The organism is Kitasatospora atroaurantiaca, from assembly GCF_007828955.1.
Classification (GTDB): Bacteria; Actinomycetota; Actinomycetes; order Streptomycetales; family Streptomycetaceae; genus Kitasatospora; species Kitasatospora atroaurantiaca.
In genome coordinates this window covers 3,539,571-3,560,839 of the sequence record NZ_VIVR01000001.1, presented here as the reverse complement: position 1 = coordinate 3,560,839, position 21,269 = coordinate 3,539,571, and the positions used below count along the sequence as shown (strand labels likewise).

Below are 21,269 nucleotides of genomic sequence, written 5' to 3'. Positions count from 1 at the left end.
GGCGTGAAGCCATTCGCAGGCCTATGCGGTTGGGGACGGGGCGTTGGCGGGTCTGCCGGATTCGGGGTCATGCTGGGTGACCGTGGCCGTCCAGCCCTGGTCGAGCAGGAGACAGGCCTGGTCGATGGCGGCGGCGGGGTCGGGGCGGGAGCCGGCGAACGCGAGGATCTCCAGGGTGAACCGGGCGTAGGCGGCGCAGATGAGGTCGCCGTCCGGCCGGCCGGACTGGTCGGCGAGAGCACGGGCCAGAGCGTGCTCGTGACGCAGCCACATCGCGCGGGAGTACTCGCGCAGGGCCGGGGTCTCGTGGATGAGCCGCTGGAAGTCGGCGAAGCGGGGGTCTCGGGTGTGAGCCGAGTCGACGAAGCCGGTGAGGTGGGCGCGCAGAGCGTGGGGGATCGCCTGGCCCGGCGGCCGGTCGGTGACCGCGCGGACCAGGGCGGTCTCGTTGCGGGCGTCCTCGTCGAAGACCAGGGCCTCTTTGCCTTGGGGGAAGTAGTTGAACAGGGTCGACACCGACACGTCGGCTTCCTCGGCGATCTCGCGGACACCCACCTGTTCGTAGCCGCGTTCCAGGAACAGCCGCAGCGCCGTGTCGGCGATCGCCTGGCGGGTGGCGGCCTTCTTGCGTTCGCGCCGCCCGCCCGTTCCTGCGCGGTCGATCGTCTCTGCCATGTCTTCAACCCTACCCGGCATCAGGCAAAGTTGGAACCGTTGTATGTTTGTAGCCGTTGCAGAAACATAGGGCGGTGCCCGACGAGTCCGCGGCACAAGGCCGCGGCCGTGATCTGGCGCCGGCGAAGGGAACACCATGAACTCCGTAGCACCTGCCCAGGCCAGGATCAGCATCATCGGCGCCGGACCCGGCGGACTGACCTGCGCCCGCATCCTCCAACGGCGCGGAATCGCGGTCACCGTCTACGACCGAGACCAGGGCCCCGACGCCCGCAACCAGGGCGGCACCCTGGACCTGCACGCCGACAACGGCCAGATCGCCCTGCGCGAAGCCGGCCTGCTCGACGAGTTCTTCAAGCTGGCCCGCCCCGAAGGGCAGGAAATGCGCCTGATGGACCCGACCGGCACGATGACGTCCCATCAGGTCCCGGAGGCCGGCGAGTTCTTCAAGCCGGAAATCGACCGCGGCCAGCTGCGCGACCTGCTGCTCGACTCCCTGCAACCGGGAACCGTGCGCTGGGGACAGGCCCTCGACACGATCAGCGGGCCCGCCGACGGGCCGCGGCAGCTGCACTTCACCGACGGAACGACCATCGACACCGATCTGGTCATCGGCGCCGACGGCGCCTTCTCCCGGGTACGCCCGGCCGTGTCCCCCGCCGTCCCCCAGTACACCGGGGTGAGCTTCCTGGAGGCCTGGTTCTCCGATGTCGAGAACCGCCACCCCGACATTGCCGAACTGGTCGGCCCGGGCGGCGCCCATGCAGCCGACGGTGACCGCGGCCTGTTCGCCCAGCGCAACAGCGGAGACCACATCCGCGTCTACCTGATCCGGCGGGTCCCGGTCGACTGGATCAGCCAGAGCGGCCTGACCATCGACGACACCGACGCCATCCGCGTCCCGCTTCTCGACGCGTACAACCACTGGTCGCCCCGTATGCGCCAGATGATCACCGACAACGACGGCCCTTACGTCGAGCGCCCGATCTTCGCCCTCCCCGTCCCGCACACCTGGGAGCACAACCCGACCGTGACCCTGCTCGGCGACGCCGCCCACCTGATGCCCCCACTTGGCGTCGGCGTCAACCTCGCCATGCTCGACGCCAGCGAACTCGCCCTCGCTCTGGCCGACTCCGCCACCGTCGACGACGCCATCCGCACCTACGAGAAAACCATGCTCCCCCGCTCCACCGAGACGGCCAAGACCCTCGAAGGCGGCGCCGAGCACCTGCTGTCCGCCGAGATCTCCGACTTCGGCGACCACGGCGACGCCCAGCCCTGAGCCCCCGCCTGCGAGAACAAGAACACCGGGAGAAACCCTGGGGCGGTTGGGTCCCGGGACTGAGTGGTTGGTCTGGATCGGCGACGCCGCCCGCGCCGCCCCGTCCTCAACGGCCAATGGAAGTGATCTTCATTGAGAGGGGCTCAGAAGGAAGCCGATCTGTGCCGAGCTCGAGCGTGTTGCCTCCACAGCGCAGCGGTGACTGTGCGTAGTGGCTGCCATGGGTCGGCTGTCCGTCGGTGTCGTGCCCATCGGCCCAAGGGCCGATCCGGCAGCGCCGCGCCCGCTTCGCTGTGCAGGGCCGGACAGCGGGTTGAGGGCCCTGCTGTCGGACTCGTCGGGCTTCCAGCCGCGCGCAGCCCGGCGGCGGCCCCTCCGGACCCAACCACGGAACGACGAAGGACCCGGCCGCAGTGCGGTCGGGTCCTTCGTCTGCCCAGGTGGGCGGGTGCGGAGGATACGAGATTCGAACTCGTGAGGGGTTGCCCCCAACACGCTTTCCAATTCTGCACGGCACTGTTCGGTTACTGAAGTTGAATGCGTGATGTCGGGCAGTTGTTCCTGATCCTGATCAGGCCTGTGCCTGCGCGGCAGTCGTCGACCAGGTCTGGTCGGTTCTGGATCTCTAGCAGGTGTCGAACCCACCCGGCTTCGACGGCGCAGGGCCAGGCGTTCGAGGGGCGCCGAAAACGAGAGCATCACCTCCGGAGACAAAATATGATCGAGCCGGTCGTCGGGGCGGAAGCCGAGCCGGGCTGTCGGATTCAATTCGAAGGCGCCGGCACTCGCGCCTGACGTTACGTCCGAGTCGAGGAGGAGACAGTTGGCTCTGCGGAAGAAGGGCACCCGCCTGATCACGGTCGATGGCATGGCGTACCGGTGGCGTGTGTCCGGCGGGGCCGGTTGCTGCACAGGGTGCGCGTCGGGGCGGTTCGAGTTCGTGGTTGAGCAGGCCGATCAGAAGGGCGCGGTGTTGATGGCGGCGACATCGGCCTTTCCCGTGGTTCCCTCCATCGTCGGGGCGGGAGTTCGCGCCGCGCTCGATCAGGGGTGGCAGCCGGCGCGAAGGGGATCGGCTTTCCGACTGACCGGGCTGGTGTAGACCATATCCCGGCCGCCGGAGGCCCGCGATCGGAGGGCACGCGTGGCGTCAGCGATCCGGCAACCCGACCGGGGGACCGGGGTTGGGGCCATGGCTGAGGTCAGCGGGCTCTCATTGGCTATGTAGGTTCAGGGGAGTCCTGACCTGCGGTTTTCCTGCAAATGGGAGAGCGGCTGTACGCGGCTGGACGGCGATGAACGAGACCAAAACTGAGACCAGGATCCCTGCCGAAGCACAGACCGGCGCGCTCAGGAAAGCAGCAGGAGTGTGATCGCGGAGGGGCTGGAGAAGTCGGTGGCGAGGGCGTCCATGATGACCTCGTCGCAGACCTGCCCGAGCCAATAGCCGCCTCGTGCAGGGCGCCGACGGTGTGGAAGCCGACCTTCTCCCAGGCGTTCACCCCAGAGGTCGCACCCGAGAGGCGTACGCCGAGCAGGGGCGGCACTTGCCTCTACGCGCTCACCTTCCGTCATGACACCGCTTCCACCTTCACCGGCCTACGGCAGGGCGCCGACCGGGACGATCACGGCCGCGGCTTCGGTCTCGGTGGCGGGGGTCACCGAGATGGCCGGGGTGCGGAACCGGTCGAGGCACATGGGGGCCGCTGCCGGGATCACCAGGTAGAGCAGCAGGACGACGAGCGCCTGTGTGGTTCCGTGGCCGTCGAAGTAGATCGAGTTTCGGAGCAGGATGTAGGCGTTGTGGGGTGGTAGGTACGGGCCGGAACGGGCTGGGCTGCGTGCGGCGGCTGGATCGGTGCTCTATCTCACGCTGGTCGCCCTGATCGCACTGGGCGTCGCCACGGCGAGTTCGGGACGCCGCAGCCGCGATCGGTGCCATGCTCGGGCTGCTCTACCTCCTCCACGTGCTGGCGCACGTCGTCACCGACCGGGCCTGGCAGCGGTATCTGCTGCAACTGGCGCCGATGACGGCCGGGCTCGCCGTCCAACCGACCCGGAACCTGCGGCAGTTGCCGATCGGTCCGTGGCAAGGCAAGGGCGTCCTCGCCGCGTGGGCCGCGGGCGCGCTCCTGGTGGGCGGGTCAGTGCTCCGGGTACGGGACGCGTAACGGGCGGTAGTGCGCGCAGGACCTCGGCCGCGAGGGGTGCCCGCGAGTCCGGCCCCGGTCAGGCGGTGGAAGCGAGCAGGGTGGCCGCGACGACGCGGGCGCGGGCGGCGGCGTCGGGCGTGCGCTCGCGCAGTGCGGTGACGAGAGCCCCGTCTATCAGCAGTGTGAATTGCGCTGCCAACGCTGCGGGTTCGGATGCTCCCGCAGTCGTGAGCAGTGCCTCGACGTATGCGGCCACCTCGGCCTTGTGCTGTGCCGCGACGCGGTGGGCGGGGCTGGTGGGGTCGGCGGTCTCGACCATGGTGTTGATGAACGCGCAGCCGCGGAAGTCCTGGCGGGCGAAGCGTTCGGCAAGTGCGTCGAACACGGCGAGGGGCCCTCCGCCGTGTGTGGTGACGCGTTCCGCGAGCCAGGCACGCCAGCGCTTGTCGCGGTCTTGGAGAACGGCGACGACGAGGTCGTCCTTGCTGGCGAAGTGACGGTAGAAGGATGCCCGGCCGACCCCGGATGTGTTCAGGATCTGCTCCACGCCGACCGCCCTGATGCCTTCGGCGTAGAAGAGTTCCTCGGCGGTGGTCAGCAGGCGCTGCCTGGCGTTGGAGGGCATGCCTCGATCGTAGTCGCTCTTGACCAGGATCGGTACCGATCGGTACCGTTCCTGCATCGACCGAACGGTACCGATCGGTACCGTCTTCTGGAGGAGGCGTTCAGCGATGCCCCGAATTCCCCAGCTCACCGAGGATCCCGGTGGTCTTCTCGACCGTACGAAAGCGCAGCTCGGACGAGTGCCCAACCTGTACGCCGCGATGGCCAACGGCCCGGCCGCACTGGCCGGCTACCTGGCCATGCGGGACGAGTTGACCCGCGGCGCCCTCAGCCCACGGCTGCGCGAGCAGATCGCGCTGTTGATCGCGCAGGAGAACGACTGCACCTACTGCGTCAGCGCCCACAGCCTGCGCGGCAGTCGGATGGGCCTGAGCGAGGCGGAACTGCGGCGCACGCGCGAGGCCGCGGACGATGCCGATCCGCACGCTGACGCGATCCTCTCCTTGACCCGTCAGGTCGTGCGCAGCCGGGGCCGGGTCGAGGACGCCGCGCTCGCCCGGGCCCGTATGGCCGGGGTGACCGACACCGAGCTGGCCGAGGTGGTCGCACACGTCGCACTCAACACGCTGTCGAACTACTTCAACCACCTGGCGCAGCCAGAGCTCGACTTCCCGCAGGTGCAGGCATGAACGCCGACTGGCGCGAGGCGTCCGTCGAACTCGTCGACGGCTACGAGGTGACCGGTCCCGACGGGCGCCCTACCCGCGAGGTCGCGCGGGCCCTGGTCGCGATCGAAGGTGGGTTCGCCCACCTGAACATCCCCGGCACTGGAGTCGTCCAGACGGTCTCGGCCCCCGCCATACGCGTGATCACCTTCCAGCCCAACACGGGCGGCGCACCGCGAGTCTGACCCTCCCCCCAGTGGGGCGCTTCCGGCCGGCACTTGCGCGACGCTGATCGCTACCGGCCTTCCACGGCCACACGTATGCGATCGGCGTGGCCGTGGCCCAGAACGCGCTGCGACGGCAGCGGCCGGTTGTTCCGCGGTCGTCGGACATCGACGCCGTGGCCAAGCTCTGCGGTGATCGCGGCGACTCATGGCTGTCTGACGGTCGCTGTCCGATGACAAGCGGGTAGAAGGCAGCGGGCCACAGAGAAGGCTCGTTGGGACTGCAGATGAGACTGTGAACGAAGAAGGACCCGGCCGCAGTGCGGTCGGGTCCTTCGTCTGCCCTGGCGGGCGGGTGCGGAGGATACGAGATTCGAACTCGTGAGGGGTTGCCCCCAACACGCTTTCCAATTCTCTCGAACCCCGTCCGCCGGGGTTCACACCCGTCCTGACCTGCAGCGGAGCGAACTGCTGGGCAGCGGCCGAACTGCGCTTGCTGGTTACTTGAGCGGCGTGCCGCCCGCGTTGCGGTAGGCGATGGTCTTGTTGATCAGGTTGCCGCCGTCGGTCTCGGGCGTGGTCTGTTCCGTCCAGCCGGCGCCGAACAGGATGCCGCCGACGTGCGCGCTCGCCGCCTGGTCCAGGTGCGAGAAGAACCAGTCGACCTTGTCGTCCTTGTAGTGGTTGGGCGTGTTGTTCTGGGCCATGTTGCCCAGGGGGACCTGCCACAGGACCACCGACTTGCCCGTGGCCTCGGCCATCGTCTTGTAGAACGCGAGCGCGGCGAAGCCCTTCTGGTCGTTCCAGAAGGTGTTCTTGCTGCCGTGGGCGGGCAGCGCGTACCAGCCCGCGTCGCGGTCCGTCACGTCGGTGACCAGGAAGTCGGCGTTCTTCGCCCCGAGGTCCGTGTAGTCCTTGGCGCACTGCGGGGTGTTCTGCTCCCAGTCGAAGCAGGACAGGTGCAAGCCCACGCCGGTGTTCGGCGCGTACTTGTGCCCCATCGAGATCAGGCACTGGGCCAGGCCGGAGGCGCTGTTCTCCTGCGAGCCGCAGTCCGTGGGGTTCGAGGCCTTGACCTGCGCGGCGACCTGGTGCGGGTTGCCGAGCGAGCGGACGTAGCCCCAGAAGTCGGGCTCGAGGTCGATCATGTCCTGCGAGGTGCCGATCTTCTGGAGGAAGAAGCGGTAGTCGTTCAGGTAGCGGGTGAGCAGGTCGGTCCGGTTGATGGCCTGGACCTCGCCCGGGCCGTCGCCCTGGCCCGCCGCGTCTCCGAGGTCGCGCAGCGAGTACCAGGTCCAGAGCTGCTTCTGCGGGCGCGACTTGCCCTGGTAGGTCGCCTTGGCCGCATTGGCGTCCCGGTAGGTCACGAACGTGCCGGGCGCCGTGGTGCTGCCGGTCCAGCAGCCCCACCAGCCCCCCCACCCGTCCTGGCAGCGGGCCGCCGTGTAGTAGTCCGACGAGGGCGCGGGCTGGCTGTGCACGTAGTTGTACCGCACGTCGAACGGCGCGGCGTTCGCCGAGGAGTCGTCCATCGCGCCGCCGATGAGCATCGTTGTGCTGCCCATGAGGGTCTTTGCCGAGCTGCCGCCGCCGGGGGCCGGGGACGCCGGCGGCACGGTGCTCGGAGCCTGGCTCGCCGGAGCGCTGCCGGTCGGCTTGGTGGGCGTGGCGGGCGTGGTGGGCGTGGCGGTGCTGCCGGAGCCGCCCGTGTTGCCGCCGACCGGGACGAGCTGCCACTGCTGCTGGGGGCCGTTCCAGTCGTGGTACTGGGCGAGGTGGCTCCCGTCGGTCTTGGAACCGCCCGGGACCTCGACGGCCTTGCCGTTGAAGCGGTTGATCAGACGCACGTAACCGTCCGACGACTTCTCCAGGTGGAACTGCTGGTTGGCGCCGTTCAGGTCGCGCCACTGCACCAGCGCGGCGCCTTCGGCGTTCGACCAGCCGTAGTCGTCCAGGACCTTGCCGGAGTTACGGTTCTGCAGCCGGTAGTTCCCCTCGCCGGAGTCGACGAACTTCCACTGCTGGTTGGTCCCGCCGGTACGGCTCCACTGCCCCAGCGGAGAACCGTCGTACGTGGCGTAGTCGAGGGCGTCCAGCGACTCGCCGGTGGCGCGGTTGACCAGCGTGTACCAGGCGTTGGTGTCGACGGTTCCCGCCGAGGCCGTGCTGACCACGGCCACGGAGCCGCCAAGGACCGCCAGGCCGACGGCCGCCCAGAAACTCCGACGCTGGTACAGGCGCCGCTTCCTGTGACTTGGGGCGAGGGACATGTCTGCTCTCTTTCAGCCGTTGTCTGTGACAGACCGGGTGTCCGGACACCCCCCAGTTGTCGCCGCCCCCGAAAGGGTTGCCGCGGATCGCAAAGATTTTTTCGGGCACCGCGCGCCGACCGGCGATCCGGCCTCGCTCCGGTAGCGACGCCGCGCAGGGTCCGGACCTGGAGGCGGTCGGGGCCCGGCCGATCGTCTGCGACCTGGAGCGGGTGGACGCGGCGGCCCTGGCGAAACACCTGAAGGGCGCCGACGCGGTGGTGTTCGCCGCGGGGGCCGGACCGAACAGTGGGGCCGCCCGGAAGGAGAGCGTCGACCGGGCCGGTGCGGTGCTGCTGGCGGACGCCGCCGAACTGGCCGGGGCGCGCCGTTATCTGCTGGTCTCCTCGATGGGGCTGGAGCGGGTCGGCGATCCGGAGCTGACCCGGAGTTCGACGCCTACCTGAAGGCGAAGCGGGCCGCCGAGGAGGCGATCAGGGACCGGCCGCTGGATGGACGATCCTGCGTCCCGCCGCCCTCGTCGACACCCCGACCGAGCGGCAGGCGCACCTCGCGCCGCCGCCCAACCGCTTCGGCCAGGTCTCCCGCGACGAGGTGGCGCACGCCGCGCGGTGCGCTGCTTCACCTCGAAACGGCTGACCTGCACGAGGTTGTCGCCGGCCAGGTTGTAGGCGCGCCAATCAGCCCCATCTGTCAGGATCCCGACATAGCGCTGGCCGACCTGTTCGGTCCTGTCCGGACGTAGCCGCCGAGCTGCTTCTCGGCGTCCTTGAGGATCGAGGTGCTTCGGAGGTCCCTCTTGACCTCAATAGCGGTGAAACCGACCTCGACGTCGATGCACCGACCGGGGCCTCCAGGTCGACGCTCAGGTCGTTCTCTTCGAGGTTAAGGTCGCCTTCCAACAGCAGCTGCCGCACATCGGCCTGCAGCGTCGCCTCGGAGCGCATCGGCTTGCGGTCGAGAAGCTGGGCCAGCAGCTTCTTCAAGGTTGCTCTGTGGGGCTGTGGTCATCAGTTGTAGGCGTACCAGGTTGGCTCGACGAACTGCTCATCTCGCTACTTGGAGTGAGCGGGTGCGCGGGTCCGCTGGACGACGCCCCCTCCTTCCGCCTGCCGAGACCGCGGACGTCGAGGTGGGACGCGGCGGTGAACTAGTGCCATTCTGCCGCAGCACCTTCGCGGTGATCAGGAGTTCGGTTGGGCCCGCGCCGACAACTGAGACCAAAACTGAGACCACGAGACGACGAAGGCCCGGACCGCTAAACGGTCCGGGCCTTCGTTTGCCCAGGTGGGCGAGTGCGGAGGATACGAGATTCGAACTCGTGAGGGGTTGCCCCCAACACGCTTTCCAAGCGTGCGCCCTAGGCCACTAGGCGAATCCTCCGTGGGAGAGCTTAGTACATGTTCGGGGGTGCTCGCGACCACCTATCCGCAGGTGGTCGCGGGTGGCTGCCTGCGGATCGTCGACAGGGGGAGGCGGTGCGGCCGGGGTTCTGGATCCGCTACTCTTGGGGCAGCCCCTCGTGTGGCGTTATCTCTCTGAACCCCCCCAGGGCCGGAAGGCAGCAAGGGTAGGAGGGCTCTGGCGGGTGCACGAGGGGTCCTTGCGTTCCCCGGGGGATGACGGGGGCGACGCGTTTGTCGGCGTGTCCCGATATCGTCGGTGGCGTGTCCCTAGCCCTGTACCGCCGCTATCGCCCCGAGACTTTCGCAGAGGTCATCGGGCAGGAGCACGTGACCGCTCCGCTCCAGCAGGCCCTGCGTAACAACAGGGTCAACCACGCCTACCTGTTCAGCGGCCCGCGCGGCTGCGGCAAGACGACGAGTGCCCGCATCCTGGCCCGCTGCCTCAACTGCGCCGAGGGCCCGACGCCCACGCCGTGCGGCGAGTGCCAGTCCTGCCGCGACCTGGCGACCGGCGGGCCCGGCTCGATCGACGTGATCGAGATCGACGCCGCCTCGCACGGTGGTGTGGACGACGCCCGTGAGCTGCGTGAGCGCGCGTTCTTCGCGCCCGTGCACAGCCGGTACAAGATCTTCATTCTGGACGAGGCCCACATGGTGACCTCGGCCGGCTTCAACGCGCTGCTGAAGGTGGTGGAGGAGCCGCCGGAGCACCTCAAGTTCATCTTCGCGACCACGGAGCCGGAGAAGGTGATCGGGACGATCCGGTCCCGTACGCACCACTACCCCTTCCGTCTCGTCCCGCCCGGCACGCTTCGCGACTACCTCGCGGAGGTCTGCGGCCGCGAGGGCATCCAGGTCGAGGACTCGGTGTTCCCGCTGGTCGTACGGGCGGGCGCCGGCTCGGTGCGTGACTCGATGTCGGTGATGGACCAGCTGCTCGCGGGGGCCGGCGAGGGCGGCGTCACGTACCAGATGGCGACGTCGCTGCTCGGGTACACGGACTCGGCGCTGCTGGACGAGGTGGTGGACGCCTTCGCCGCGCACGACGGGGCGACGGTGTTCCAGGTCATCGACCGCGTGGTCGAGGGCGGGCACGACCCGCGGCGCTTCGTCGCGGACCTGCTGGAGCGCCTGCGCGATCTGGTGATCCTGGCCACAGTGCCGGACGCGGGGGAGAAGGGGCTCATCGACGCCCCGGCGGACCGGGTCGCGATCATGCAGGCGCAGGCGGACCGCTTCGGCGCGGCCGAGCTGAGCCGGGCGGCCGACATCGTCAACACCGGCTTGACCGAGATGCGGGGGAACGCGGCGCCCCGGCTGCAGCTGGAGCTGATCTGCGCCCGGGTGATGCTGCCCGGCGCGTACGACGACGAGCTGTCGCTGCAGGCGCGGCTGGACAAGCTGGAGCGGCGCGCGGCGGCAGGTGGTTTCGCGGCGGCCCCGGTGGGCGGTTTCGCGCCGCCCGCATCGCCACTCGCAGCGGCGCCCGGACCCGCACCGGTCCCGGCTCCGGCCGTTCAGATGGCCCCGCCGCCGACCGCCGAGCCGACCCGGGCGCCGTCCCCGGCCCCCGTCCAGGCGCCGTCCCCGGCCCCCGTCCAGGCGCCGCCCGCGGCCCCGGCCGGGCCGGCTCCGGGCGCATGGCCGATCCCGCGCAGCTTCCAGCCGGCCGGCGCAGCGCCCGAACCGACACCACCACCGACCCCGACGCCGGCTCCCGAGCCTGCACCCGCACCCGCCCAGGCACCCGCGCCCGTACCCGCAGCTCCGCAGCCGGCGGCGGCACAGGGCCAGCCCTCCGCCTCCGCCCAGCAGGGTGCGGCGCAGGTCCGGCAGCTGTGGCCGCAGATCCTGGAGGCGGTGAAGAACCGCCGCCGCTTCACCTGGATCCTGCTCAGCCAGAACGGCCAGGTCGCAGGTTTCGACGGCAGCGTGCTGCAGGTCTCCTTCATCAACGCGGGCGCTCGCGACAGCTTCGTCAGCAGCAACAGCGACGACGTGCTCAAGCAGGCCCTCGCCGACGCCCTCGGCGTGGACTGGCGGATCGAGTGCATCGTCGACCCGTCCGGCAGCGGCGGTACGTCCACCCAGTCGCCGCCCCAGAGCGGCGGCGGTTGGGGTGGCGGAGCCTCGCAGGCTCCCCGGTCCGCACCGGTCGTGCAGCAGCCGGCCCCGACGCCCGTCCAGGCGGCCCAGGCCCCTGCGCCGGCGCGGCCGCAGCCGGTGCAGCAGCAGCCCGTTCCCCCGCAAGCCCCGTCCGCTCCGATGGTCGCGCCCGAGGACGACATCCCGGAGGAGGACGACCCGGAGCTGAAGGAGGATGCGTACTCGGGCCAGGAACTGATCATCCGTGAGCTCGGCGCGACCGTCCTCGAGGAGATCCACCACAACGGGTGAGCCCGCCCGGTGGCACGTCACGCGGCGTAGGCTCGTGTGACGTCAGTGAGATGTCCCGTAGGCGAGACGTACAGACGTACGTGCACAGGCAGGAGTGAGCCGTGTTCCCTGGTGGTGGCCAGCCCAATATGCAGCAGCTGCTCAAGCAGGCGCAGAAGATGCAGGAGGAGCTCGCGAAGGCGCAGCGGGAGCTGGCCGAGGCGAAGGTGAGCGGTTCGGCGGGCGGCGGTCTGGTCGAGGCGACGGTGACGGGCGCCGGCGAGCTGGTGGCGCTGACGATCGCGCCCGCCGCCGTCGACCCGGAGGACACCGAGACGCTGGCCGACCTGATTCTGGCCGCAGTCCGGGACGCCAACGCGGCGGCTCAGAAGATCCAGGCCGAGCGGATGGGCCCGCTCACCCAGGGCCTGGGCGGCGGCGGCATCCCGGGGCTCCCGTTCTAGAGGGTCACGAGGGTCACGAGGGTCACGAGGGCCACGAGGGCCAGGGGCTTCAAGAGCTCCAGGAGCTCCGCGAGCTCTGAGAGCTCCCGCAGGGTTGTGTGATTTATGGGTGAGTCGGGCGTCGGACGGTGTGTCCGGCGCCCGATTCGTTGGATGATGGCACCGGAGCAGATGCCCCGGCCTAGGGAACCGAAAGAAGGCGCGACGTTGTACGAGGGCGTGGTTCAGGACCTGATCGACGAACTGGGCAGGCTGCCCGGCGTCGGGCCCAAGAGCGCGCAGCGGATCGCCTTCCACATCCTTCAGGCCGATCCGGTCGACGTCCGCCGCCTGGCGCACGCGCTGCTGGAGGTCAAGGAGAAGGTCCGGTTCTGCGCGGTCTGCGGCAATGTCGCGGAGTCCGAGCAGTGCAGGGTCTGTCTCGACCCGCGGCGCGACCTCGCGGTGATCTGCGTGGTCGAGGAGCCCAAGGACGTGGTGGCGATCGAGCGGACCCGCGAGTTCCGCGGCCGCTACCACGTGCTGGGCGGCGCGATCAGCCCGATCGAGGGGGTCGGCCCGGACGACCTGCGGATCCGTGAGCTGCTGGCGCGGCTGGCGGACGGCTCGGTCACCGAGCTGATCCTGGCCACCGACCCCAACCTGGAGGGGGAGGCGACCGCCACGTACCTGGCCCGGCTGTGCAAGCCGATGGGCCTGAAGGTGACCCGGCTGGCGAGCGGTCTGCCCGTCGGCGGGGACTTGGAGTACGCCGACGAGGTCACCCTCGGCCGGGCCTTCGAAGGGAGACGACTGCTCGATGTCTGACCGTACGCAAAGCAGCACCAGTACCCACAAGCACGAACCCGACGACTTCGCCGTCCAGATCGCCGACTCGGTCGAGAGCTTCGTGCTCGCCGTGACCGAGGTGGCCAAGGGCGACGAGCCGGGGAGCGCGGTCTCGCTGCTCCTGCTGGAGGTCTCCCAGCTGCTGCTGGCGGGTGGTCGGCTGGGCGCCATCGAGGACGTCCTCCCGGACGACCGCTTCGAGCCGGACACCGGCCCGGAGCCGGACGGTGTCGAGCTGCGTGAGCGCCTCGCCGAGCTGCTCGCGCCGATCGACGTCTACCACGAGGTCTTCGACCCGTACGGTCCGCCGGAGAAGCCCAACGCCTTCCGGATCTCGGACGATCTGGCCGGCGTGGTCAGCGAGCTGCAGCACGGGCTGACCCACTACCGCGAGGGGCGGGTCAGCGAGGCGCTCTGGTGGTGGCAGTTCTCGTACCTCTCCAACTGGGGCTCGACCTGCACGGCGGTGCTGCGCGCGCTGCAGTCGCTGATCGCGCACGTGCGGCTGGACAGCCCGATCGGTGCGGCGGCGGACGGGGCGGACACGGACGACGACGGGCTGACGGACGAGCAGCTGGAGCAGCAGGCCGGCGACCTGATGGCCGCCGAACTGGGCCTGCAGCCCCGCCCCTGACCCGCCTCGGGCCGGGCCCGGCCGGGACTGTGACCAAGACGTCAAAAATCTTCCGGATGTGAAAACCGAGGCCTCGTGACCCCGGGCCCGGCAATTTTTCGGGCGTGCCCGGGGTGCCCCGCAGACCTGCCGGTCCGGCTGTCCGACCGATGACCATCAGCCGAAATCGGCGTCTCATCATATGGAATCGGGCAGGAGTCGCACCCCTGCTCGGTAGACTGACGCGGACCGCAGAACCCCCGCTTTCCCGGGGGAAACGACACAAGTCGAGGAGCGCACGTGGGCCTTGTCGTGCAGAAGTACGGCGGCTCATCCGTTGCGGATGCCGAGGGCATCAAGCGCGTAGCCCGCCGAATCGTTGACGCCAAGAAGGCCGGCCATGAGGTCGTCGTCGTGGTGTCCGCGATGGGCGACACGACGGACGAGCTGATCGAACTCGCGGAGCAGGTGTCACCCATCCCTGCCGGCCGTGAGTTCGACATGCTGCTGACCGCTGGAGAGCGGATCTCCATGGCCCTGCTGGCCATGGCGATCAAATCGCTGGGGCACGAGGCCCAGTCGTTCACCGGCAGCCAGGCCGGGGTCATCACCGACCAGGTCCACAACAAGGCGCGCATCATCGACGTGACGCCGGGCCGCATCCGCAGTGCCCTGGACGAGGGCAACATCGCGATCGTGGCCGGCTTCCAGGGGGTGTCGCAGGTCAGCAAGGACATCACCACGCTCGGCCGCGGCGGCTCGGACACCACGGCGGTGGCGCTCGCCGCCGCGCTCAAGGCCGAGGTCTGCGAGATCTACACCGACGTGGACGGTGTCTTCACCGCCGACCCGCGCGTGGTGAAGAAGGCCCGCAAGATCGACTGGATCGGCTTCGAGGACATGCTGGAGCTGGCCTCGTCCGGCTCCAAGGTGCTGCTCGACCGCTGCGTCGAGTACGCCCGGCGCTACGACATCCCGATTCACGTACGCTCGTCGTTCTCCGGACTTCCGGGGACCATTGTCAGCAGCACCAACCCGATCAAGCCCGAAGGGGGCGAGATGGAGCAGGCCATCATCTCCGGAGTCGCCCACGACACGTCGGAGGCGAAGGTCACCGTCGTCGGGGTGCCGGACAAGCCGGGCGAGGCGGCCCGGATCTTCCGCGCCATCGCGGACGCCGAGGTCAACATCGACATGGTGGTGCAGAACGTCTCCGCCGCGTCCACCGGCCTCACCGACATCTCCTTCACCTGCCCGAAGACCGAGGGCCAGAAGGCCATCGACGCGCTGGGCCGGGTCAAGGAGGGCATCGGCTTCGAGTCGCTGCGCTACGACGACGCGATCGGCAAGATCTCCCTGGTCGGCGCCGGTATGCGCTCCAACCCCGGTGTCACCGCGACCTTCTTCGAGGCGCTCTCCGAGGCCGGCGTCAACATCGAGCTGATCTCCACCTCCGAGATCCGCATCTCGGTGGTCACCCGTGGCGAGGACGTCCCCGAGGCCGTCCGCGCCGTCCACAGCGCCTTCGGGCTCGACAGCGACTCCGACGAGGCGGTCGTCTACGGCGGGACCGGGCGATGACCTCCCCGAGGAAGCCGAACCTCGCGGTCGTCGGCGCCACCGGCGCGGTCGGCACCGTGATGCTCGGCATCCTCTCCTCCCGTGAGGACGTCTGGGGCGAGATCCGTCTGATCGCCTCCCCGCGCTCGGCCGGCCGCAAGCTGACCGTGCGCGGCGAGGAGGTCGAGGTCGTGGCGCTCTCCGAGGAGGCGTTCGACGGCATCGACGTGGCGATGTTCGACGTCCCGGACGAGGTCTCCGCCCAGTGGGCGCCGATCGCGGCCGCCAAGGGCGTCATCGCGGTCGACAACTCGGGCGCGTTCCGGATGGACGAGGACGTCCCGCTGGTCGTCCCCGAGGTGAACGCGGCGGCGGCCCGGATCCGGCCGCGCGGCATCATCGCCAACCCGAACTGCACCACGCTCACGATGATGAACGGGCTGGCCGCCCTGCACTCCGAGTACGGGCTCAAGGAGCTGGTGGTCGCCTCGTACCAGGCGGCCTCCGGCGCCGGGCAGCCCGGCGTGGACGCACTGCGCGACCAGATCAAGCAGGTCGCGGGCACCGGCGTCGGCGAGATGGCGGGGGACCTGCGCGCCGTGATCACCGACAACGGGCCGTTCCCGGCGCCGCTGGTGCTGAACGCGGTGCCGTGGGCGGGCTCGCTCAAGGAGGACGGCTGGTCCTCCGAGGAGCTCAAGGTCCGCAACGAGTCGCGCAAGATCCTCGGTCTGCCGGACCTCAAGGTCTCCGCGACCTGCGTCCGCATCCCGGTGATCACCACGCACTCGCTGGCCGTCCACGCGGTCTTCGAGCGCGAGGTCACCCAGGCCCGCGCGCAGGAGATCCTGCGGGACGCCCCGGGCGTCGTGCTGTACGACAACCCGGAGGCCGGCGAGTTCCCGACGCCGAACGACGTGGTCGGCACCGACCCGACCTGGGTCGGCCGGGTGCGCCGCTCGATCGACGACCCGACCGCGCTGGACCTCTTCATCTGCGGCGACAACCTGCGCAAGGGCGCGGCGCTGAACACCGCCCAGATCGCCGAGGTCGTCGCGGCGGAGCTGACGACCGCCTGACGCCTTGCGAGACGACCTGTCAGAATCCCCCTTCGACCCCCTGGAGGGGGATTCTGCATGTGCGGGAGAATGTCCTGCGGGCCGGGCAACCATGACAGGGGATCGAGTGTCCAACACGTGTGGCGAACGTAATGGGGGCAATGCCCATGGCAGCGGTGCCGGTGGTGGGACTGCCGGTGGTGGCACTGCCGCCGCGAGCGGGCCGGCTGGTCGATAACCGGATGGGCACAGCCGCAGCGGACGCGGCGGGAGCCAGCGTCGACCACCTGACCCAGACCTACCAGGCCCACTACCGATCCCTGCTGCGTCTCGCCGCCTTGCTGCTCGACGACCTCTCGTCCTGTGAGGACGTCGTCCAGGAAGCCTTCATCCGGGTGCACGCCGCCCGGCGCCGGGTCCGCGAGCCGGAGAAGACCCTCGCCTACCTGCGCCAGACCGTGGTCAACCTGTCCCGGTCGACGCTTCGACGGCGAATTCTGGGGCTGCGTCTGCTCCCCAAGCCCATGCCTGACATGGCCAGTGCAGAAGAAGGTGCCTACGATGCCTTGGAGCGCGACCAGCTGAAGGCCGCGCTGAGGGGGCTGCAACGCCGTCAGCGGGAGGTGCTGGTACTGCGTTACTACGCGGACATGACGGAGGCGCAGGTCGCCGACACGCTGGGGATCTCCCTCGGCTCGGTGAAGGCGTACGGCTCGCGCGGCCTTGCTGCCCTGCGGGTCCTGATGGAGAGCAGCGAGAGCAGCCATGACTGACGATCACCGCTCCGACGGCCGGCGCTTCGGCGACCGGCACACCGACAGCCAGAGCTCCGCCGCCCACGGCTCCGACGGCCTGATGGAGCGTGAGCTCAGAGCCCTGCTGCACCGGGCCGTGGACGAGGTGCAGCCCGATCCCGCCGCCCTGCACCGCATCCAGCGGGCCGTGCCACGCCGCCGTGCCCGGCAGCGGAACGTCTGGACGGGCGCGGCCGCCGCGGTGCTGCTCACGGCCGCCGCCGTCCCGGCCATCCACGGCGTCCAGCACTTCGACCTGTCCGGCGGCCCGGCCCCGGGCTCCGCCCTGGCGGACGACGACCATGTGGGGACGGCAGGCCCGAACGGGTCCGGGGCCACCGGCAGGCCGCACACCCCCCGCCCGGCCAACCCGGCCACCGCCCCGGCCGGTACGCCGGCCGGCGCCGACACCGCCTCCGTCAGCGGCAGCCTCTCCACCGGGACGGGCGGGGCCTCGGCCGGCACGGCACCCGTACCCGGCTGCGGGCGGGCGGACCTCGGGCAGGCCAGCTCGCACCTCGCGGCGGCGGACGGCAGCGGCAAGGTCTACGGCTGGTTCACGGTACGCAACACCTCCGGGCGAAGCTGCGAGCTGACCGGCGCGGGCACCGTGCTGGTCAGCGCGGCCAGCGGGACCGACCCGTCCAAGGTCAAGGTCGTCGAGCACACGGCCGGCGACCCGGCCGGTGCGCTGCCGGACCCTGCGGGGGCGCCCCGCTCGCTGGTGCTGGCGCCGCAGGCGGGCTACCAGGTGCAGTTCGGCTGGGTGCCGGACGCGCCGTGCGCGAAGTCCGCCGCCCCGAGCGGGCAGTCGGGCAGCGCGCCGACGGCGGGTGGGCAGGCTGCGGGCGCCGACTCGCGGGCGGCCGAGACTTCCACCGTCTCCACCGCCGAGGCCTCGGCCTCACCGACGGGGGGTGCGAGCCCCACCGCGACGCCGACCGGCGAGGCCCCGAGCATCACGCTCGCCCACACCCCGGAGTCGGGCGGCCCGGCCGTCGCCACCGCGGTGGTGAACGGTGCGTGCACCGGCACGGTCTACCGCGCGGCGCCCCAGGAGGTGGCGGCCGCCCAGCCGTCCGGCGCCCCGGCCACGGGCGGGTAGCCGTAGAGGCTTCGCCAGTAGGTGCACGATCATGATTGGGCATCCCAGGGGCGCGGGGAACTGCGCGAGATCGGAAGGCGACGACCTGTGCCCTCCCGATTTCGCGCAGTTCCCCGCGCCCCTGTTCTCGCTGGCGCCGTGCCTACCGGCGGAGCCGCACAGCGGCGACCCCTGCGGCCGGGGTGCGGGGAGCAGTCGTTACCGTGGTGGGTGTGTACCGGTTTCTCCTGACTTCGCGCTGGCTGGGCGGCACCGTCGTCGCCCTGGTGGCCGTCGCGGTCTGCATCTGGCTCGGCTCCTGGCAGCTCGGCCGCTTCGAGGACCGGGTGTCCACCCACCAGGACGCCGCCCGCTCGGCCGCCGCCGCCCCGGGCGAGGCCGTCCCGCTCGGCAGCGTGCTGGCGACCGCGCAGTCCAAGGTGGGCACGGACACGGTCGGCCGGGCCGTCACCGCCACCGGCAGCTACGACCCGGCGCACCAACTGCTCGTCCCCAACCGCACCGTGGACGGCCGGCAGGGCTACTACGTTCTGACCCCGCTCCGCACCGCCGACGGCCGGGCCGTCGCCGTGGTCCGGGGCTGGGCCGCCGGCTCGCCGGGTGCGGCCCCGGCGCCCGCCGTACCGAGCGGCGAGGTGACCGTCACCGGACGGCTGCAGGCACCGGAGACCAGCGGCAGCGGCGGCGCGGTGGCCGGCGGGCTGCCGTCCGGCCAGCTGGGCACGATCAGCCCGGCCGCGCTGGTCAACGTCCTGCCGTACGGGACGTACGACGGCTGGGTGGCCGCCGACGCCGTACCGGCCGGGCTCACCGTGGTGCCCACCGTCCAGCCGCAGGGCGGCAACGGGCTGAGCCTGCGGGCCTTCCAGAATCTCGGCTACACGCTGGAGTGGTTCGTCTTCGCGGGTTTCGTCGTCTTCATGTGGTTCCGCCTGGTGCGCCGCGAGGCGGAGGCGGCCCAGGACCGGGTCCTCGGTCTCGATCCGGCCCTGGACTGAGCCACCGCCACCGCCACCGCCACCCGCGGAGGGCTAACGCTTCGTCGGGGCCGCCGGGATCCTGGGGGTCAGGGAGACCGAGGGCGACGGCGAAGGAACGCCGCACCCGTCCGACCGGCCCGAGCTGGAGTTCGAGTTCGAGTGGTGGTGCACCACCCGCCGCCCCTTGGAACCCTTGGATCCCTTCCCCGACTTGGCGAGCAACTGCGCGGTCAGTACCGGCTCCCCGGCCACTACGGGATCTCCGGCCGGTACCGGCTCGTCAGCCCGCTCGGCCGCCTGCGAGTCTCCGCAGGGGTCCTCGCTCTCGCCCGAGCACGCCGTGGCCGTGAGCAGTACGGCGAGCACGACGCCCGTCGCCAGGGCCCAGCGTCTGATCACCGGGCCCGCCCGAGGTGCCGCAGGGCGAAGTCGATCTCCAGCCGCAGCTGCTTGATCCGCTCCTCGACCACCAGCGAACCGTGCCCGGCGTCGTAGCGGTACACCTCGTGCACCTTGCCCAGCTGCTCCAGCCGCCCGACGTAGTTCTCGATCTGCTGGATCGGGCAGCGCGGGTCGTTCACCCCGGCGCTGATGTAGACGGGCGCCTGCACCTGCTCGACGTAGGTGATCGGCGAGGAGGCCTGCCAGCGCTCGGGAACCTCCTCGGGGGTGCCGCCGAAGAGCGTGCGGTCCAGCGACTTGAGCGCCTCCATCTCGTCGGCGTACGCCGTCAGGTAGTCGGCGACCGGCACCGCGGCCAGGCCGAGCGTCCAACTCCCGCTCTGCACACCGAGCCCGAGCAGCGTCAGGTACCCGCCCCAGGAACCGCCGGAGAGCACCAGCTGCGCCGGGTCGGCGAGCCCGGAGGACACCGCCCAGTCCCGTACCGCGCCGATGTCCTCCAGCTCGATCAGGCCGACCCGCTCGCGCAGCGCGTCCGTCCATGCCTGGCCGTAGCCGGTCGAGCCGCGGTAGTTGACGCGGACCACCGCGAAGCCGTGGTCCAGCCAGGCGGCGGGGCCGGCCGCGAAGGAGTCGCTGTCGTGGTGGGTCGGGCCGCCGTGGACCTCGAAGACGGTCGGGAACGGGCCCTCCCCGTCCGGCCGCTGGACCAGTGCGTGCACCCGGCCGCCCGGGCCCTCCACCCAGACGTCCTCCACCGGCACCGAGCTCGGCGGGACCGGCCCGGGAGCGCGCAGTACCACTGCGCCGGAGGTCGACCGTACCGCCGAGGGCTCGGCGGCCGAGGACCAGAGGAACTCAACCGTCCCGTCCGGCCTGGCCGTTGCCCCGGCGACGGTGCCGCGCGGGGTCTCCAGCCGGGTCAGCTCGCCCTTCTCGAGGTCGTAGGAGAAGAGCTCGCTGCGCGCCTCGTACTCGTGCTCGACCAGCAGCGACCGCGCCCCGGGGCGCCACTGCGCCGACAGGTCGCCCGGGAACTCGCCGCCCCGGTCGTCGCGGAGCAGCAGCTCCGTCTCCTCGCCGGTGAGGACGTCCCAGAGCATCGGCTCCCAGCGGCCCCGGCGCTGATGGGCGACCAGCAGCCGCTGGTCGCCGACCGCGGGGGCGAAGCCCAGGCAGGCCACGCCCCGCGGCTCCGCTCGGCCCGTGACCTCGTCCAGCTCGGCCACCGTCGAGCCGTCCGAGGTGCGGACGATCCGGATCGCCGAGTGCATCGCGTCGCCGTGCTCGGTGTGGTCGATCGCGAGCAGGGCGGAGTCGTAGCTGAGGTCGCCGACGCCGCCGTACTCCTCGTGATGGTAGATCGTCTCGGGCGCCGCCGCGCCGGGCTGGCGCAGGTGAAGGGTGGTGCCGTCGTCGTCCGAGGAGGTGCCGACCACGACCGTGCCGTCCCGGCCCAGGGCCAGGCCCGCCGAGTACGCGGCGGGAACGCCCGGCACCGCCTCCTCGTCCGGCCCGCCGATGAAGGGCTGGCGGCGCCAGACGCCGAACTCGTCGCCGTCGGTGTCGTCGAACCACCAGATCCAGCGGCCGTCCGGGCTCAGCTCGGCGTCCGTGGTGCCGTTCGGCCGGTCGGTCACCTGCCGGTGCCGGTCGGCGGTCCGGTCCCAGGCGTACACCTCGTACGTGCCGGTCGCGTTCGACACGTACAGCGCCCGCTCGGGGGCGTCCTCGGCCCAGTCGGGCAGTGAGACCCGCGCCGCCCGGAACCGCTGCTCCCACGCCGGTACGGCGCTCTTCTCGTCACTCATCCCCCCATCCAACCCGATGGCGGGTGGCGAGCGGAACGC

Annotated in this window: 20 protein-coding genes, 1 tRNA gene and 1 other RNA gene; 16 read left to right on the top strand and 6 right to left on the bottom strand. The window is 70.8% G+C overall.

Translation table 11 applies throughout. The features are described 5' to 3' along the window. Positions 1-21: 21 nt before the first annotated feature. Positions 22-675, bottom strand: coding sequence for a TetR/AcrR family transcriptional regulator (locus tag FB465_RS16375; protein ID WP_170290606.1), 654 nt, complete (start codon positions 673-675; stop codon positions 22-24). A gap of 136 nt (positions 676-811) precedes the next feature. Between FB465_RS16375 and FB465_RS16370 the strand changes: the two genes are divergently transcribed. The 3 genes from FB465_RS16370 to FB465_RS16360 all read left to right on the top strand — a co-directional run bounded on the left by FB465_RS16370 (position 812) and on the right by FB465_RS16360 (position 4,128). Further along, positions 812-1,957 carry an FAD-dependent oxidoreductase gene (locus FB465_RS16370; protein ID WP_145791468.1) on the top strand — a complete coding sequence of 382 codons (1,146 nt, stop codon included), beginning with the start codon at positions 812-814 and terminating at the stop codon, positions 1,955-1,957. 823 nt (positions 1,958-2,780) lie between these two features. Next, on the top strand, positions 2,781-3,059 hold the full coding sequence (locus FB465_RS16365; protein WP_145791466.1) for a hypothetical protein: 279 nt from the start codon (positions 2,781-2,783) through the stop codon (positions 3,057-3,059). Positions 3,060-3,897: 838 nt separating this feature from the next. Next, entirely contained in the window at positions 3,898-4,128 is a 231-nt protein-coding gene (locus FB465_RS16360) for a hypothetical protein (protein WP_145791465.1), read from the top strand. A 58-nt stretch (positions 4,129-4,186) separates the two neighbouring features. On the opposite strand, the gene FB465_RS16355 is transcribed toward FB465_RS16360, so the two are convergent. Beyond that, on the bottom strand, positions 4,187-4,735 hold the full coding sequence (locus FB465_RS16355) for a TetR/AcrR family transcriptional regulator (RefSeq protein ID WP_145791463.1): 549 nt from the start codon (positions 4,733-4,735) through the stop codon (positions 4,187-4,189). Positions 4,736-4,841: 106 nt separating this feature from the next. Here FB465_RS16355 and FB465_RS16350 point away from each other — a divergent pair, with 106 nt between their 5' ends. Both FB465_RS16350 and FB465_RS16345 read left to right on the top strand, forming a co-directional pair. Continuing rightward, entirely contained in the window at positions 4,842-5,363 is a 522-nt protein-coding gene (locus FB465_RS16350) for a carboxymuconolactone decarboxylase family protein (protein WP_145791462.1), read from the top strand. Next, positions 5,360-5,584, top strand: coding sequence for a hypothetical protein (locus tag FB465_RS16345; protein ID WP_145791460.1), 225 nt, complete (start codon positions 5,360-5,362; stop codon positions 5,582-5,584). Before FB465_RS16350 ends, FB465_RS16345 begins: the two co-directional genes overlap by 4 nt. A 479-nt stretch (positions 5,585-6,063) precedes the next feature. On the opposite strand, the gene FB465_RS16335 is transcribed toward FB465_RS16345, so the two are convergent. Then, positions 6,064-7,833, bottom strand: coding sequence for an RICIN domain-containing protein (locus FB465_RS16335; protein WP_145791458.1), 1,770 nt, complete (start codon positions 7,831-7,833; stop codon positions 6,064-6,066). A 77-nt stretch (positions 7,834-7,910) separates the two neighbouring features. Between FB465_RS16335 and FB465_RS36965 the strand changes: the two genes are divergently transcribed. Then, complete coding sequence (locus tag FB465_RS36965; RefSeq protein ID WP_246192680.1) at positions 7,911-8,279, top strand: NAD(P)H-binding protein; 369 nt, start codon at positions 7,911-7,913, stop codon at positions 8,277-8,279. An 852-nt stretch (positions 8,280-9,131) separates the two neighbouring features. Here the strand turns inward: FB465_RS36965 and FB465_RS16325 are convergent. After that, a tRNA-Ser gene (locus tag FB465_RS16325) sits at positions 9,132-9,216 on the bottom strand. Positions 9,217-9,344: 128 nt separating this feature from the next. Here FB465_RS16325 and ffs point away from each other — a divergent pair. The 10 genes from ffs (at position 9,345) to FB465_RS16275 (ending at position 19,035) form a co-directional block, all read left to right on the top strand. Beyond that, positions 9,345-9,441: signal recognition particle sRNA small type (gene ffs, locus FB465_RS16320), an RNA gene on the top strand. Between the two features lie 59 nt (positions 9,442-9,500). Continuing rightward, positions 9,501-11,636: a DNA polymerase III subunit gamma and tau gene (locus FB465_RS16315; RefSeq protein ID WP_145791456.1), complete on the top strand. Its 2,136-nt coding sequence runs from the start codon at positions 9,501-9,503 to the stop codon at positions 11,634-11,636. A gap of 101 nt (positions 11,637-11,737) precedes the next feature. Then, positions 11,738-12,079 (top strand): YbaB/EbfC family nucleoid-associated protein, encoded by a 342-nt coding sequence (locus FB465_RS16310; RefSeq protein ID WP_145791454.1) that lies wholly within the window; start codon positions 11,738-11,740, stop codon positions 12,077-12,079. 207 nt (positions 12,080-12,286) lie between these two features. Then, on the top strand, positions 12,287-12,886 hold the full coding sequence (gene recR, locus FB465_RS16305) for a recombination mediator RecR (protein WP_145791452.1): 600 nt from the start codon (positions 12,287-12,289) through the stop codon (positions 12,884-12,886). Next, on the top strand, positions 12,879-13,541 hold the full coding sequence (locus FB465_RS16300; protein WP_145791451.1) for a DUF5063 domain-containing protein: 663 nt from the start codon (positions 12,879-12,881) through the stop codon (positions 13,539-13,541). Before recR ends, FB465_RS16300 begins: the two co-directional genes overlap by 8 nt. A 279-nt stretch (positions 13,542-13,820) precedes the next feature. Further along, entirely contained in the window at positions 13,821-15,101 is a 1,281-nt protein-coding gene (locus FB465_RS16295; RefSeq protein ID WP_145791449.1) for an aspartate kinase, read from the top strand. Beyond that, positions 15,098-16,159: an aspartate-semialdehyde dehydrogenase gene (locus FB465_RS16290; RefSeq protein ID WP_145791447.1), complete on the top strand. Its 1,062-nt coding sequence runs from the start codon at positions 15,098-15,100 to the stop codon at positions 16,157-16,159. The genes FB465_RS16295 and FB465_RS16290 overlap by 4 nt, the downstream gene beginning before the upstream one ends. Positions 16,160-16,305: 146 nt before the next feature. After that, positions 16,306-16,911: a SigE family RNA polymerase sigma factor gene (locus FB465_RS16285; RefSeq protein WP_170290605.1), complete on the top strand. Its 606-nt coding sequence runs from the start codon at positions 16,306-16,308 to the stop codon at positions 16,909-16,911. Further along, on the top strand, positions 16,904-18,037 hold the full coding sequence (locus FB465_RS35825; RefSeq protein ID WP_170290604.1) for a hypothetical protein: 1,134 nt from the start codon (positions 16,904-16,906) through the stop codon (positions 18,035-18,037). The genes FB465_RS16285 and FB465_RS35825 overlap by 8 nt, the downstream gene beginning before the upstream one ends. Before the next feature lie 212 nt (positions 18,038-18,249). Next, on the top strand, positions 18,250-19,035 hold the full coding sequence (locus FB465_RS16275) for an SURF1 family protein (RefSeq protein ID WP_145791445.1): 786 nt from the start codon (positions 18,250-18,252) through the stop codon (positions 19,033-19,035). 33 nt (positions 19,036-19,068) lie between these two features. Here FB465_RS16275 and FB465_RS16270 read toward each other — a convergent pair whose 3' ends face one another. Both FB465_RS16270 and FB465_RS16265 read right to left on the bottom strand, forming a co-directional pair. After that, positions 19,069-19,416, bottom strand: a complete 348-nt coding sequence (locus FB465_RS16270) for a hypothetical protein (protein WP_145791443.1) — start codon at positions 19,414-19,416, stop codon at positions 19,069-19,071. Beyond that, positions 19,413-21,230: a S9 family peptidase gene (locus FB465_RS16265; protein WP_145791442.1), complete on the bottom strand. Its 1,818-nt coding sequence runs from the start codon at positions 21,228-21,230 to the stop codon at positions 19,413-19,415. Before FB465_RS16265 ends, FB465_RS16270 begins: the two co-directional genes overlap by 4 nt. Between the last annotated feature and the right edge of the window lie 39 nt (positions 21,231-21,269).

Bases quoted from the DNA above. Each gene is read 5' to 3' on its own strand.
- FB465_RS16285 (WP_170290605.1), top strand. From the start codon at position 16,306: ATGGCAGCGGTGCCGGTGGTGGGACTGCCGGTGGTGGCACTGCCGCCG.
- FB465_RS35825 (WP_170290604.1), top strand. From the start codon at position 16,904: ATGACTGACGATCACCGCTCCGACGGCCGGCGCTTCGGCGACCGGCAC.
- FB465_RS16300 (WP_145791451.1), top strand. From the start codon at position 12,879: ATGTCTGACCGTACGCAAAGCAGCACCAGTACCCACAAGCACGAACCC.
- FB465_RS16370 (WP_145791468.1), top strand. From the start codon at position 812: ATGAACTCCGTAGCACCTGCCCAGGCCAGGATCAGCATCATCGGCGCC.
- FB465_RS16290 (WP_145791447.1), top strand. From the start codon at position 15,098: ATGACCTCCCCGAGGAAGCCGAACCTCGCGGTCGTCGGCGCCACCGGC.
- FB465_RS16360 (WP_145791465.1), top strand. From the start codon at position 3,898: ATGCTCGGGCTGCTCTACCTCCTCCACGTGCTGGCGCACGTCGTCACC.
- FB465_RS16345 (WP_145791460.1), top strand. From the start codon at position 5,360: ATGAACGCCGACTGGCGCGAGGCGTCCGTCGAACTCGTCGACGGCTAC.
- FB465_RS16265 (WP_145791442.1), bottom strand. From the start codon at position 21,230: ATGAGTGACGAGAAGAGCGCCGTACCGGCGTGGGAGCAGCGGTTCCGG.
- FB465_RS16350 (WP_145791462.1), top strand. From the start codon at position 4,842: ATGCCCCGAATTCCCCAGCTCACCGAGGATCCCGGTGGTCTTCTCGAC.
- FB465_RS16355 (WP_145791463.1), bottom strand. From the start codon at position 4,735: ATGCCCTCCAACGCCAGGCAGCGCCTGCTGACCACCGCCGAGGAACTC.
- FB465_RS16335 (WP_145791458.1), bottom strand. From the start codon at position 7,833: ATGTCCCTCGCCCCAAGTCACAGGAAGCGGCGCCTGTACCAGCGTCGG.
- FB465_RS16375 (WP_170290606.1), bottom strand. From the start codon at position 675: ATGGCAGAGACGATCGACCGCGCAGGAACGGGCGGGCGGCGCGAACGC.